The organism is Roseomonas sp. BN140053, from assembly GCF_047690175.1.
GTDB lineage: Bacteria > Pseudomonadota > Alphaproteobacteria > Acetobacterales > Acetobacteraceae > Roseomonas.
Genome location: NZ_JBLLEB010000002.1, coordinates 235,676 through 247,695, shown reverse-complemented (window position 1 = coordinate 247,695; position 12,020 = coordinate 235,676). Strand labels below are relative to the sequence as shown.

The following is a 12,020-nucleotide window of genomic DNA, read 5'->3' as shown; positions in this document are numbered from 1 at the left end:
CGCCACCGGACGAGCCGCCCAGCGCCACCCCCTCCTCCGCTGCCCGGCTCCTGCGGGGCAGGAAAGGGCGGGTCCCGGACGGGATTTGGCGTCCCTTGAACCCAAGAACAGCGCGAAGCCGTCCCGCGAATCAAGCGGACTCATAAGCAGGGCTGACTCCAGAGTCACACTGTTGCCACGAAGTCGCTATTGCGGCAGCGAAGATGCGGGCTCGTCTGAGGAACAAGCTCCACTCCCCTTGATTCGCATGGGAAAAATTTAGCCCGGATCCTTTCGGACCCGGGCTGTATCATCGTGTAACAAGACGTGACCGGCGGATCGCGTGGCCGCGCCGCCGAGGGGCTTTAACCCTGGGCGGGAGCGCCCAGCGCCTTCACCCGGGCCGACAGGCGGGACAGCTTGCGGGCCACGGTGTTGTCGTGCAGCACGCCCTTGTCGGCCGCGCGCATCATCTCCGGCTGCGCCGCCTGGAACGCGGCCTGGGCCGCGGCCTTGTCGCCGCCCGAGATCGCGTCCTCAAGCTTGCGGATGAAGCTCCGCACGCGCGAGCGGCGGGCGGTGTTGCGCTCGTTGCGCTTCTCGTTCTGGCGGATGCGCTTGCGCGCGGAAGGATTGTTCGCCATGGGCTGAGGTGACTGCCAATCGTGTCTATGGAAGGCCGCCAGCCCGTTCAAAGGCTGCGGAAGGTCGCGGCTTCTACCCAGTGGTCCTCCGCACGTCAAGCTTTGGCTGCCCTGGGCGGCCGACGGCCTGTTCCGGAACCCGTCTCAGGACCGGCGAAACCCGGGTTTCCGCTTTTCCGCGAAGGCGGCCATGCCCTCCTGCTGGTCTTCCGTGCCGAAGAGCGACAGGAACAGGCGGCGCTCCAGCCGCACGCCTTCCCGCAGGGTGGTCTCGAAGGCCACGTTCACCGCTTCCTTGGCCATGGCCACCGCGGGGGTGGAGAAGGAAGCGATCTTTTCCGCCGCGGCGATCGCCTCCGGCAGCAGCTCCGCCGCCGGCACCACCCGCGCCACCAGGCCGGAGCGTTCCGCCTCGGCCGCGTCCATCATGCGGCCGGTCAGGACCAGGTCCATGGCCTTGGCCTTGCCCACTGCGCGGGTCAGGCGCTGCGTGCCGCCAGCGCCGGGCAGGATGCCCAGGGTGATCTCGGGCTGGCCGAACTTCGCGGTGTCGGCGGCCAGGATCAGGTCGCACATCATGGCCAGCTCGCAGCCGCCGCCCAGGGCGAAGCCGGCCACGGCGGCGATCACGGGCTTGCGGATTTCCAGCACGGTTTCCCAGCGCGCGCCGATGAAGTCGTCCAGGTAGGTGCCGGGGAAGCGGCGGTCCTTCATCTCCTTGATGTCGGCGCCGGCGGCGAAGGCGCGCTCGCTGCCCGTCAGCACGATCGCGCCGACCGCCGGGTCGGCGTCGAAGCCGCGCAGGGCCTCGCCCAGTTCCGTCATCAGTTGGTCGCACAGGGCGTTCAGCGCCTGCGGGCGGTTGAGGGTGATCAGCCCCACCGCGCCGCGCCGTTCGGCCAGGATCATCCCGTGTTCGGCCACCGGCCCACTCCCTCAGCAATGTCGTGGCGCAGCTTGCCCGCTTCCGCGCCGCGGCGGGAGGCGCCTCGTACGGACGGCACGAGGGGCCGACCTGCGATCCGGGTGGTTGGCCCCGGGAAGGGGAGAAGGAATTCTCCCCTTCCCGGACCCTTCCCCTCATCGTCTTTCGATTTTCGCTGCCGCAGTCGGGGCTGGAACGCCGGGCGCGCCGGAGGGCGATGCCCTCCAGCGGCTGCGGCAGCAGCGCACGCTGCAAAGATGGAATTTCCCTGGGTCACTGGGCGGCAAGCTGTCCACCCCGACCCGGCAGCCCCCGAAAGAAGATGAGGGAGGGTTTGGGAGGGAGAATTCCTTCTCCCTCCCAAGGCCACGAGTTCGGCGCGGGCGCGATCCGTGCCGCCGGCCGCCTCAGCGCTGGGTGCGCGGGCAGAAGAAGGTGGAGCGCCCGGCCTGGACGATGCGCGCCACCCCTGGGCATTTCGGCGGGCCCGGGCAGTTCGGGCAGGCTTGGCCGGCGCGGTCGTAAACGGAGAAGCGGTCCTGGAAGAAGCCCAGCTCGCCATCCGCCCGGACGTAGTCGCGCAGGGAGGAGCCGCCGGCCTCGATGGAGTCCCGCAACACGGCCTTGATGGCCGGCACCAGCCGCGCCGCCCGGGCGCCGGGCACGGTGCTGGCCAGCCGGCGGGGGGAGATGCCGGCACGGAACAGCGCCTCGGCCACGTAGATGTTGCCCAGGCCGGCGACGACCTTCTGGTCCAGCAGCGCCGCCTTGATCGGCGTGCCCTTGCCGGCCAGGGCGGCGGACAGCACCGCGGGGGTGAAGCTGTCTTCCAGCGGTTCCGGCCCCATGCCGGCGAGCAGGCGGTGCGCGTCCTCGGCCTCGGTGGGGACGAGGTCCACCACGCCGAAGCGGCGGGGGTCGCAGAAGCCGACGCGCCAGCCGTCCTCGGTTTCCATCACCAGGTGCTCGTGCGCGTCCGGCGAACCGTTGCCGCGCGCGTCGGAGGCAGCACCCTGCGGCCCCAGGCGCTCGGCGGGGGCAGATTCCGACAGCCGGGCCACCATGCGGCCGGACATGCCGAGGTGCACCAGCAGGCTGCTGCCGCTGTCCAGCCGCATCAGCATGTACTTGCCGCGGCGGCGAAAGCCTTCCACCCGGGCACCGGTGAGCCGCTCGGCCAGGCCGGGCGGAAAGGGCCAGCGCAGCCCGGCGCGGCGGGTTTCGGCGCGGGCGAGCGTGCGGCCGGTGAGCACGGCCGAAAGGCCGCGCATCACGGTCTCGACCTCGGGAAGTTCGGGCATGGGGTTTTTCGCGGCAGTCCTTCGGGCGGGGCGGGGTACGCCCATCATCGTGCAGATAGGGGCGATACCGCTGCGTGGCGACCTGCCCTAGAAGGGGCAGCATGTCCGACCAGACCGATTTCGGCTTCCGCGAGGTTCCCCGCGCCCAGAAGGCCAGCCTCGTGCGCGAAGTCTTCAACAGTGTCGCCCCCCGCTATGACGTGATGAACGACCTGATGTCGCTGGGCGTCCACCGGCTGTGGAAACGCGCCTTCGTGGCGGCGATCGGCGCCTCGCCCCGCGAAACCCTGCTGGACCTCGCCGCCGGCACCGGGGACGTGGCCTTCCTGGCGCGCGAGCGCGGCGCCGGGCGGGTGATCCTGGCCGACATCAACGCCGCCATGCTGGGAGTAGGGCAGGGGCGGGCGCTGGGGCGCGGCCTGGCCGACGGGCTGAGCTTCGTGTGCTGCGACGCCGAGCGGCTGCCCTTTCCCGACCGCAGCGTGGAGAAGGTCTCCATGGCCTTCGGCCTGCGCAACTGCACGGACAAGGACGCCGTGCTGCGGGAAGCGCGCCGCGTGCTGCGGCCCGGCGGGCGCTTCCATTGCCTAGAATTCTCGCGCCTGCGGATCGAGGCGCTGCGCGGCCTCTACGACGCCTGGAGCTTCAAGGCGCTGCCGGCGATCGGTTCCCGGGTGGCGGGGGATGCCGACAGCTACCAGTACCTCGCCGAGAGCATCCGGCAGTTCCCCGACCAGGAAACCCTGGAAGGCATGATGCGCCGGGCCGGGCTGGAGCGGGTGTCGCATCGCGACCTGTCCGGCGGGATCGTCGCCATCCACACGGGCTGGCGCCTCTAGACGCTGGCCGGGCCGGGATCGCCGGCATGCGCCCTCGTCGCGGGGTGTTGGCATGACGCCCGGCGCCGGGAACCGCATCCGGCTGGTGCGCGACGGCGCCAGCGGCGTGGAGGCGATCCGCGCCCGCTTCTTCGGCCATGCCTACGACCTGCACCGCCACGATGAGTGGCTGGTGGGCGTCACCGAGCAGGGGGTGCAGGAGTTCCTCTGCCGCGGCGCCCGCCGCAGGAGCCTGACCGGGCAGGTGATCCTGATCGAGCCGCAGGAAGCGCATGACGGGCAGGCCGGGGCGGCGGAGGGCTTCCGCTACAGTATGCTCTACCTGCCGCGGCCCTGGCTGCGGGCCGGGCTCGGCGACGGGGGCGGGGGAGATCCCGGCTTCTCGGCCAGCCTGGTGCACGACCCGGTGCTCGGCGACAGCATCCGCGCCGCCTACGCGGCCCTGGCGGAAGCGGCCCCCCGGCTGGTGAGCGACGCGGCCCTGGACCGGGTGCTGCTTCGGCTGCGGCCGCACCTCGGCCGGCCCGCCCGGCGGGGCACGGCGGGGCGCGACGACGCGGTGGCACGGCGGGCGCGGGATCGGCTGCACGACCTCATCCTGGAGGATGTCGGGGCCGACGCACTCGCCCGCGCCGCGGGGGCGGTGGACCGTTTCCACCTCGCGCGCGCCTTCCGGGCCAGCTTCGCCACCTCGCCGCACGCCTATCTCGTGCAGATCCGCCTCCTGCGCGCGCGCCGGCTGCTGGCGATGGGGGAGCGGCCCGCCGCCGTGGCCGCGGCCTGCGGCTTCGCCGACCAGAGCCATCTCGGCCGCTGGTTCCGCCGCGCCTACGGGCTGACCCCGGCCGCCTATCGCGCCTGCTGCACGGGCGTTCCAGACCGCGCCGCCGCGATCGGCTGAACTGCGCCCGGGACTGCGAAGGGGGGGGCGGGCATGATCTTCGAGACCAAGGTGGCGATCCTCGTGCTGGAGGATCTGGCGGTGTGGCAGAAGCTGAACGTGACCGCTTTCCTGGCCACCGGCATCGCCGGGGCCGCGCCGGAGGCCATGGGCGAGCCCTACGAGGATGCGGCCGGCCGGCTGCATGCCCGGCTGCTCGGGCAGCCCATGCTGGTTTTCGCCGCCACGCCGGAGGCCTTGCAGCGCGCCTGGCGGATCGGCATCGAGCGGGAGCTGTGTCGCGCCGCCTATGTCCGGGCGATGTTCTCCACCGGGCACGACGCCGCCAACCGTGAGGTCTTCCGGGCGGAGCCGGCAGAGGCGCCGGACTTGGTGGGCCTCGCCCTGCGGGGGCCGAAGCGGGACGTGGACAAGGCCACCAAGGGCGCCCGGCTGCATCCCTAGCGGCGGGTCCCGGCCGACCGGCGGCCAAACCGCTTCCCGCCCCCGCGGCTGCCCGCTACACCCTCGGCCATGCTGCGCGGCAAGCGGATTCTCCTGATCGTGTCCGGCTCCGTGGCGGCCTACAAGGCGCTGGAGCTGGCCCGGCTGCTCGGCAAGGCGGGGGCCAGCGTGACCGGGCTGCTCACCCCGGGCGGGGCGCGCTTCGTCACGCCGCACGCCTTGCAGGCCATCACCAACCGGCCCCTGGCCCAGGACCTCTGGTCCCTGGAGGAGGAAGGCGAGGGGCGCGGCCATATTGCCCTGGCACGCGGACATGACCTCGTGGTGGTGGCCCCGGCCTCGGCCGACCGCCTCGCCCGCATGGCGGCGGGGCTGTCCGACGACCTGGCCGGCGCGGCGCTGCTGGCGACCCAGGCGCCGGTGCTGGTGGCGCCGGCGATGAACTGGGCCATGTGGGCGCATCCCGCCACGGTGGCCAATGCCGCCATCCTCGCCAACCGCGGCGTGCGCTTCGTGGGCCCGGAGGAGGGGCTGATGGCCGAGGCGGAGAGCGGCACGGGCCGCCTGGCCGAGCCGCCGGCGATCCTGGCCGCGATCGAGGCGGTCCTGCAAAACAGCTTCCCCGACGCCGCCAACCCGGAGCTGGAAGCGGCGCTGGATGCCGCCATCGCCGCGGGCGAAGGGGGGGAGGAGGACGGCGCGCCGGTCTTCCCGACCGGCGTGGGTTCCGCTGCCGCCGCGGCGGTCGCGGCGGTCGCGGCGGTCGCGGCCCCCGGCCCGTCGCCGGCCGCGCTCGCCGACACGGCGATGCCCGATGCGGACGAGGCCGGGGCGGAGCCGGCGGGCGACCCGCTCTCGCTGGTCGGGCGGCACGTCCTCGTCACCAGCGGCCCGACGCAGGAGGCGATCGACCCCGTGCGCTTCCTGGCCAATCGCTCCTCCGGCCGGCAGGGCCACGCCATCGCCGCCGCCCTGGCCGCGCTGGGCGCCCGGGTGACGCTGGTCTCCGGCCCCGTGGCGCTGGCCGATCCGCCGGAGGTCGAGGTGGTGCGGGTGGAGAGCGCCCGCGACATGCTGGCCGCCTGCGAGGCGGCGCTGCCCGCCGACGCCGCGGTCTGCGCCGCCGCCGTGGCCGACTGGCGCCCCGCCGAGGTCGGCACCGCCAAGATCAAGAAGCGCGAGGGCGCTGCCCCGCCGAGCCTGACCCTGATGCCGAACCCCGACATCCTCGCCACCCTGTCGCACCACGCGCGGCGGCCCGGGCTGGTGGTGGGCTTCGCGGCGGAAACCGAGGCGGTGGTGGAGAACGCGGTGAGCAAGCTGGCGCGCAAGGGCTGCGACTGGATCGTGGCCAACGACGTCTCGGGCGACGTGATGGGGGGCAGGGAGAACACCGTGCACCTCGTCAGCGCCGCCGGGGTGGAGGACTGGCCGACCCTGCCCAAGGAAGCGGTGGCCGAACGCCTCGCCCGCCGCATCGCCGAGGCCCTAGCCTGATGCGTGCCACGATCCTCGTCACCCGACTGCCGCATGCCGAGGGGCTGCCGCTGCCGGGCTATGCCACGGCGGGGGCGGCGGGGATGGACCTGCTGGCCGCCGTTTCCGCGCCGGTGGTGCTGCCGCCCGGTGGCCGCGCCCTGATCCCCACGGGGCTGCGCGTCGCCCTGCCGGAAGGGCACGAGCTGCAGGTGCGGCCCCGTTCCGGCCTGGCGCTGAAGCACGGCATCACCCTGCCCAATTCGCCCGGCACGGTGGACGAGGACTATCGCGGCGAGCTGCAGGTCATCCTGATGAACGCCGGCGCCGAGCCCTTCACCGTGGAGCGCGGCATGCGCATCGCCCAGGCGGTGCTCGCCCCCGTGACCCGCGCCGTGTGGGAGGAGGCGCCGGAGCTGCCGGATACCTATCGGGGCGCGGGCGGCTTCGGCTCCACCGGTACGGGCTGAGAGGACGGCACTGAAGGAAGGCTGGGGGAGTGAACTCCCCCAGACCCCCTCCTTTTTTCGGGAGTTTAAAGAGCCCGGTGGTCAGGGGCGCACCCCAAACTCCCGAAAATAGAAGGGGGTCCGGGGGGATACTTCCCCCCGGCTTCCTGTTCTTCCCCGCCGCCAATCGCCCCGGTTCAGCCCGCCAGCATCCGCCGCAGCTCCATGTACCAGGGATGCGACGGGTCGCGCAGGGCGAGGTGCGTGCCGAAATGGTCGAGGCCCGGATAGCAGGCCGTGCCATGTGGCAGCCCTGCCGCGCGGAGACGCTCCGCCATCAGCAGGTTGGAACGGCGCACCCGCTCCGTGTCGTGCTCGCCCCAGGCCAGGAAGAAGGGGACGCTCGCCTGCGCGGCCCAGTGCACCGGGCTGGCCTCGGCATCGTCCTCGGGGCGGGTGAGGATGTTCTCGTAGACCAGGGCTTCCAGGCTGCCCGGAGCCGGCGCGGGGTGGTGCAGGTCCAGGATGCCGCTGAGCGGCAGGGCACCGCGGATGACGCCGCGCGGCAGCCCGGCGGCCTCCCCGAGATCGGGCCGCAGCGCCGCCATGGCGGCAAGGTGACCGCCCGCGGAATGGCCGGACAGGAAGAGCCGGTCAGGATCGCCGCCGAAGCGGCCGACCTCTCCCCGCAGCGCGGCGAGGGCACCCAGCGTGTCCAGCAGGAAGGCGGGAAAGCGGTGCTCCGGCGCCAGGCGGTAGGTCGGCGCCACCAGCACCGCCCCCAGCGCCGCCACGGTGGGGGCCATGAAGCCGCACCATTCCTTGTAGCCGCTCTGCCAGCCGCCGCCGTGCAGGAACACCAGCACGGGGCGCCGTGCGTCCACGTTGCCGGGTGGCGCGAAGATGTCGAAGCGCTGCCAGGGGCCGGGACCCCAGGCGATGTCGCGCTGCACGACCAGCCCCGGCATGGGTGCGGCGGAGGCTTCCAGCGCGGCGTCGGCATAGGCCTCGGCCGCAGCCACGGGCGGCGCGGGCTGCGGCGCCAGCAGGAAGCCGTGGCGTCGGATCGGGGTCATGCGGGCGCGACCGGCGGGGAGGGGCTGCGCCGCATCACCGCAGCCCGAACATGTGCGGCACGAAGAGCGTGATGGACGGGAAGGCGATCAGGATGAACATGGTGATCGTCAGCGGCACGCAGAACAGCCAGATCTCCTTGTTGATCTCGCGCATCGGCACGCGCGTCAGCGTGGACAGCACGAAGAGGATCAGCCCGTAAGGCGGAGTGATGATAGCGATCATGAAGTTCAGGATCACGATCACGCCGAAATAGGTCAGGTCGATCCCCAGCGCCCGGACCGTGGGCAGCAGCACGGGCACGAAGACCATCAGCATCACCGCCCCGTCCAGCACCGTGCCCAGCACCAGGAACAGCACGTTGACCAGCAGCATGAAGGCCAGCGGCGACAGGTCGGCGGCGTCCATCCAGCGCGCCAGCCCGTCCGCCACGCCCTCGTTGGTGATGGCGTAGTTGATGATGAAGGAGGAGATCAGCAGCATCATCACCACCGCCGACTGGCGGGAGGATTCCCGGAACACCTCGACCAGCGCCCGCCAGCCAAGGTTGCGGTAGAACACCACGCCGATCAGCATCGCCCAGGCGGCGGCCACCGCGGCGGCCTCGGTGGGGGTGAAGATGCCGCTCCAGATGCCGCCCAGTAGCACGATCGGCAAGGTCAGCGGCACGGCGGTGCCGGCCAGGACGCGCGGCCATTCGCGGGCCGGGATGCGCTCGCCGCGCGGCAGGCCCCGGCGCTTGGCGATCAGCAGGATCAGGACCGAGATGGAGGCCGCCATCAGCAGCCCCGGCACGATCCCGGCCAGGAACAGCGAGCCGATCGAGGCGCCGGAGATCAGCGCGTAGAGCACCATGGGGATGGAGGGCGGGATCATCGGCCCCAGCAGCGAGGCGGCCGAGGCGATGGCCACCGCCAGCCCGCCGGGATAGCCGCCCTGGGTGCGCATCTGCCGGATCGCCACCATGCCCGCGCCCGCAGCGTCCGACACGGCCGAGCCGGTCATGGAGGACATCACGATATTCATCAGCACCGTGACGTGGCCGTAGCCGCCGGGCAGCCGCCCGACGAGGAGGTTGGCCGCGTTCCACAGCTTGTCGGAGATGGTGGCGGCGTTCATCACGTTGGCGGTCAGGATGAACAGTGGCACCGCCAGCATCACGCTCAGCGTGATGATGCTGTTCAGCGTCTGGTCCACCAGCAGCCCGATATCCTGGCCGCTGGTCCAGAGATAGGCGATGCCGGCGGCGAACATCGACAGCACCACGGGCAGGCGCAGCAGCGCCGCCACGACGAACACCAGCAGCAAGACGGCGAGGGAGCTGCTCATCGTGCGTCAGCCGATCACGTTGGTGGTGTTGGCGTGGTCCTCCGGCATCACGCAGCGCTGCCAGTCCGCGCGGAGCAGCCGCCGCAGCTTCACCAGCAGCCGCACCACCACGGACACCATGTAGAGCACGAAGCAGGAGAACACCGCGTCCAGCCGCCATTCCAGCGCCGCCGTGCGCTCGCGCTTGAGGAACAGCACGTAGTCCAGCACGGCCGGCACGGCGGCCACGAAGATCACGCCGAAGATCACGCACTGCGCGATGCCGATGATCCGCCGCCCGCGCGGCGAGGAAGCGTCCCACAGGATGTCGAAGGCGACGTGGTCACGTTCCCGCGTCACGAAGCTGTCCGTCCAGAAGGTGGCCCAGACGAACACGATCATGGCCATCTCGTCGCTCCAGAAGAGCGGCTCGTCGAGCAGGTAGCGGGCGACGATCCCGGCCAGGAAGATCAGGAAGATCGCGGCGAAGGCCAGGGTCCCCAGGGCTTCCGCGGCCTGACCCAGCCGTTCCGCCACGGCCGGGGTGCCGCGCGACGCCCCGGCCTGCAGCCCGGGCGCCGCTCTCTCCGCTGCCGTCACGCCGCGGCCTGGATACGGTCCACCAGCCCGGGGGCCCAACGCGCCGTCAGGCCGCCATCGACGTATTGCTTGGCTACGGCGGCGCGGAACGGCTCCAGCTCCACGGGGGTGACCCGCAAGCCGTTGCTGCGGAAGAACTCCAGGGTCGCCGTCTCGTCGGCGACCCGGGCGCGGTCGTGCGCTTCCGCGACGATGCGGGCCTGCTCACGCAATACCGTCTGCTGCGCCGGCGTCAGCTTGTCCCAGAAGGGCTTGCCGAAGGCGAAGAAAACGGGCTGCACGAGGTGCGAGGTCAGCACCACCTGCTGCGTCACCTCGTGGAAGTTGTTGGCCCGCGTCAGGCCCGGCGGGTTTTCCTGCCCGTCGATCGCGCCGCTCTTGAGCGCCAGGTAGACCTCGGGGTTGGGCATCGGCGTCGGCACCACGCCCAGCCCGCGGCCCAGCGCCGTCCAGCCCGGGCCGGGCGGCATGCGCAGCTTCACCGAGCGCAGGTCGGCCGGCGTGCGGACCTCCCGCACGGTGCGCAGGTTCATCTGCCGGGTGCCGAGATACACCACGTCGATGATCTGCACGCCCATCTGGGCGGCGACCTTGCTGAAATACTCCTGCCCCAGCGGCCCGCCGAAGACCTTGCGCAGGTGGTCGTAGTCGCGAACCACGTAGCCGGCGGAATAGGGGCCGAGCTCGGGGATCTGCTGGTCCACCTCGAAGGTGGTCATGGTGCTCATCTCGAGGTTGCCGCGCTGCAGCGCCGGCAGTTCCGTGTTCTGCCGGAACAGCGAGGAGCCGGGATGCACGGACACGGCGATCTCGCCCGGCAGCGCCTTCTCGACGCCCGCCTTGAAGTCCTGCAGCGCCTTGGTCAGCAGGTCCGTGTCGGTGGAAGGGGTGGAGATCCGCAGCGGCAGGGCTGCGGCGGCGGCCGGGCGCGGCAGCATCCCCAGCAGGGGCGTGCTGCCCAGGGCGGAAAGCAGGGTCCGGCGACGCGTCATGGCCACACACCTTCGGGATGGAGAGGGCACGCGCCCTCGTGACTTGTTATGACGGGACGGTCCAATTATAAAATTCTCGTGTCAATACGAAATCTCGCGCCCGCGCTGAACGAGGCCGCCGCCGGACGTTCCCAGGCCGAGGCCGCCTACCAACGGCTGCGCGGCGAAATCCTGCATGGCGAGCTGATGCCCGGCGCCAAGCTGCGTGCGGCCGAGCTGCAGGACAGCTTCGAACTGGGGCTGACGCCGATCCGCGAGGCGCTGATGCGGCTGACGGCGGAGGGACTGGTGGTCACGGAAAGCCACCGCGGCGCTCGCGTGGCAGAAATCACCGCCGAGGGCTTGGCCGACCTGATGCAAACGCGCCGCGACCTGGAGCGCCTCTGCCTGCCCCGCGCCATCGAGCGCGGCGACGAGTCCTGGGAAGCGGAAATCGTGGCCGCCCTGCACCTGCTGACCCGCACGCCGCTGCCGGGGCCGGAGGCCGGGCGCGACGCGGTGACGCTGTGGGAAACGCGGCACCGGCGCTTCCACCTCGCGCTGGTCGGTGCCTGCGGGTCGGAATGGCTGCTGCGTTTCTGGCATTCCCTGGCCGACCACGCCGAGCGTTATCGCAAGGCGCGGCTGTCGCACTACCACGAGGAAGCCGCGGCGCTGCGCGAGGATGCCGCCCGCGCCCGCGACATGAACGAGAACCACGCCCGCATCGCCGATGCGGTGCTGGCCCGCGACGCGTCGCGGGCCACGGCGCTGATGGACGCGCATCTGGGCGACACGGAGCGTGCGGTGGCGCGACTGCTGGCCGGCACGGAACGGCGCGCCCTGCCGGGCTGAGTCGGTTCTTCCCCTGCCCGGGGCTGCATCCGGCCGGCAGCGGCTGCACGGGCTGAATATGGCAGGAAACGCCGAAAGTGGCAGAATACGCGAAACCTGCCACGGGCGAAGTCGGGCTTGACCGCCAACCCCTTGGCATCTTAGGATTATTTTCCGAAAACGAGCCCGTCGGAGCGATCGGCGGTAAGGAAGTAAGATCGTAAGGAAGTAAGGCAAACCGCCGTCCCGCGGACGGGAGCGCGGTCCGCGAGGGC

The 12,020-nt window shown here is 71.7% G+C and carries 13 protein-coding genes; 6 read left to right on the top strand and 7 right to left on the bottom strand.

The window, feature by feature from the left end:
- Nucleotides 1-344: 344 nt before the first annotated feature.
- The 3 genes from rpsT to mutM form a co-directional block, all read right to left on the bottom strand.
- Nucleotides 345-623, bottom strand: a complete 279-nt coding sequence (gene rpsT, locus ACLIBK_RS03290; protein WP_415385792.1) for a 30S ribosomal protein S20 — start codon at nucleotides 621-623, stop codon at nucleotides 345-347.
- 144 nt (nucleotides 624-767) lie between these two features.
- Nucleotides 768-1,532 (bottom strand): enoyl-CoA hydratase, encoded by a 765-nt coding sequence (locus ACLIBK_RS03285; protein WP_415385927.1) that lies wholly within the window; start codon nucleotides 1,530-1,532, stop codon nucleotides 768-770.
- 423 nt (nucleotides 1,533-1,955) lie between these two features.
- Nucleotides 1,956-2,849, bottom strand: a complete 894-nt coding sequence (gene mutM / locus ACLIBK_RS03280; RefSeq protein WP_415385791.1) for a bifunctional DNA-formamidopyrimidine glycosylase/DNA-(apurinic or apyrimidinic site) lyase — start codon at nucleotides 2,847-2,849, stop codon at nucleotides 1,956-1,958.
- Nucleotides 2,850-2,950: 101 nt separating this feature from the next.
- On the opposite strand from mutM, the gene ACLIBK_RS03275 reads away from it, so the two are divergent.
- The 5 genes from ACLIBK_RS03275 (at nucleotide 2,951) to dut (ending at nucleotide 6,979) form a co-directional block, all read left to right on the top strand.
- Nucleotides 2,951-3,688 carry a class I SAM-dependent methyltransferase gene (locus ACLIBK_RS03275; RefSeq protein WP_415385790.1) on the top strand — a complete coding sequence of 246 codons (738 nt, stop codon included), beginning with the start codon at nucleotides 2,951-2,953 and terminating at the stop codon, nucleotides 3,686-3,688.
- Between the two features lie 52 nt (nucleotides 3,689-3,740).
- Complete coding sequence (locus tag ACLIBK_RS03270; RefSeq protein ID WP_415385789.1) at nucleotides 3,741-4,589, top strand: AraC family ligand binding domain-containing protein; 849 nt, start codon at nucleotides 3,741-3,743, stop codon at nucleotides 4,587-4,589.
- A gap of 33 nt (nucleotides 4,590-4,622) precedes the next feature.
- A complete protein-coding gene (locus ACLIBK_RS03265) occupies nucleotides 4,623-5,033 on the top strand; it encodes a DUF2000 family protein (RefSeq protein WP_415385788.1) in 411 nt (136 codons plus the stop codon).
- Between the two features lie 69 nt (nucleotides 5,034-5,102).
- Nucleotides 5,103-6,530, top strand: a complete 1,428-nt coding sequence (locus ACLIBK_RS03260) for a bifunctional phosphopantothenoylcysteine decarboxylase/phosphopantothenate synthase (protein ID WP_415385787.1) — start codon at nucleotides 5,103-5,105, stop codon at nucleotides 6,528-6,530.
- Nucleotides 6,530-6,979, top strand: a complete 450-nt coding sequence (dut, locus tag ACLIBK_RS03255) for a dUTP diphosphatase (RefSeq protein ID WP_415385786.1) — start codon at nucleotides 6,530-6,532, stop codon at nucleotides 6,977-6,979. Before ACLIBK_RS03260 ends, dut begins: the two co-directional genes overlap by 1 nt.
- Nucleotides 6,980-7,155: 176 nt before the next feature.
- Here the strand turns inward: dut and ACLIBK_RS03250 are convergent, their stop codons facing one another.
- Genes ACLIBK_RS03250 through dctP form a run of 4 tightly spaced genes read right to left on the bottom strand, consistent with a single transcriptional unit; the run spans nucleotide 7,156 to nucleotide 10,932 of the window.
- Nucleotides 7,156-8,034 (bottom strand): alpha/beta hydrolase, encoded by an 879-nt coding sequence (locus tag ACLIBK_RS03250; protein ID WP_415385785.1) that lies wholly within the window; start codon nucleotides 8,032-8,034, stop codon nucleotides 7,156-7,158.
- A 34-nt stretch (nucleotides 8,035-8,068) separates the two neighbouring features.
- On the bottom strand, nucleotides 8,069-9,361 hold the full coding sequence (locus ACLIBK_RS03245) for a TRAP transporter large permease (protein ID WP_415385784.1): 1,293 nt from the start codon (nucleotides 9,359-9,361) through the stop codon (nucleotides 8,069-8,071).
- A gap of 6 nt (nucleotides 9,362-9,367) precedes the next feature.
- A complete protein-coding gene (locus tag ACLIBK_RS03240) occupies nucleotides 9,368-9,940 on the bottom strand; it encodes a TRAP transporter small permease (RefSeq protein WP_415385783.1) in 573 nt (190 codons plus the stop codon).
- Nucleotides 9,937-10,932: a TRAP transporter substrate-binding protein DctP gene (gene dctP, locus ACLIBK_RS03235; protein ID WP_415385782.1), complete on the bottom strand. Its 996-nt coding sequence runs from the start codon at nucleotides 10,930-10,932 to the stop codon at nucleotides 9,937-9,939. The genes ACLIBK_RS03240 and dctP overlap by 4 nt, the downstream gene beginning before the upstream one ends.
- Nucleotides 10,933-11,010: 78 nt before the next feature.
- Between dctP and ACLIBK_RS03230 the strand changes: the two genes are divergently transcribed.
- The gene (locus ACLIBK_RS03230) at nucleotides 11,011-11,766 is read left to right on the top strand and encodes a GntR family transcriptional regulator (RefSeq protein ID WP_415385781.1); all 756 of its coding nucleotides are present in this window, start codon (nucleotides 11,011-11,013) and stop codon (nucleotides 11,764-11,766) included.
- Nucleotides 11,767-12,020: the final 254 nt, after the last annotated feature.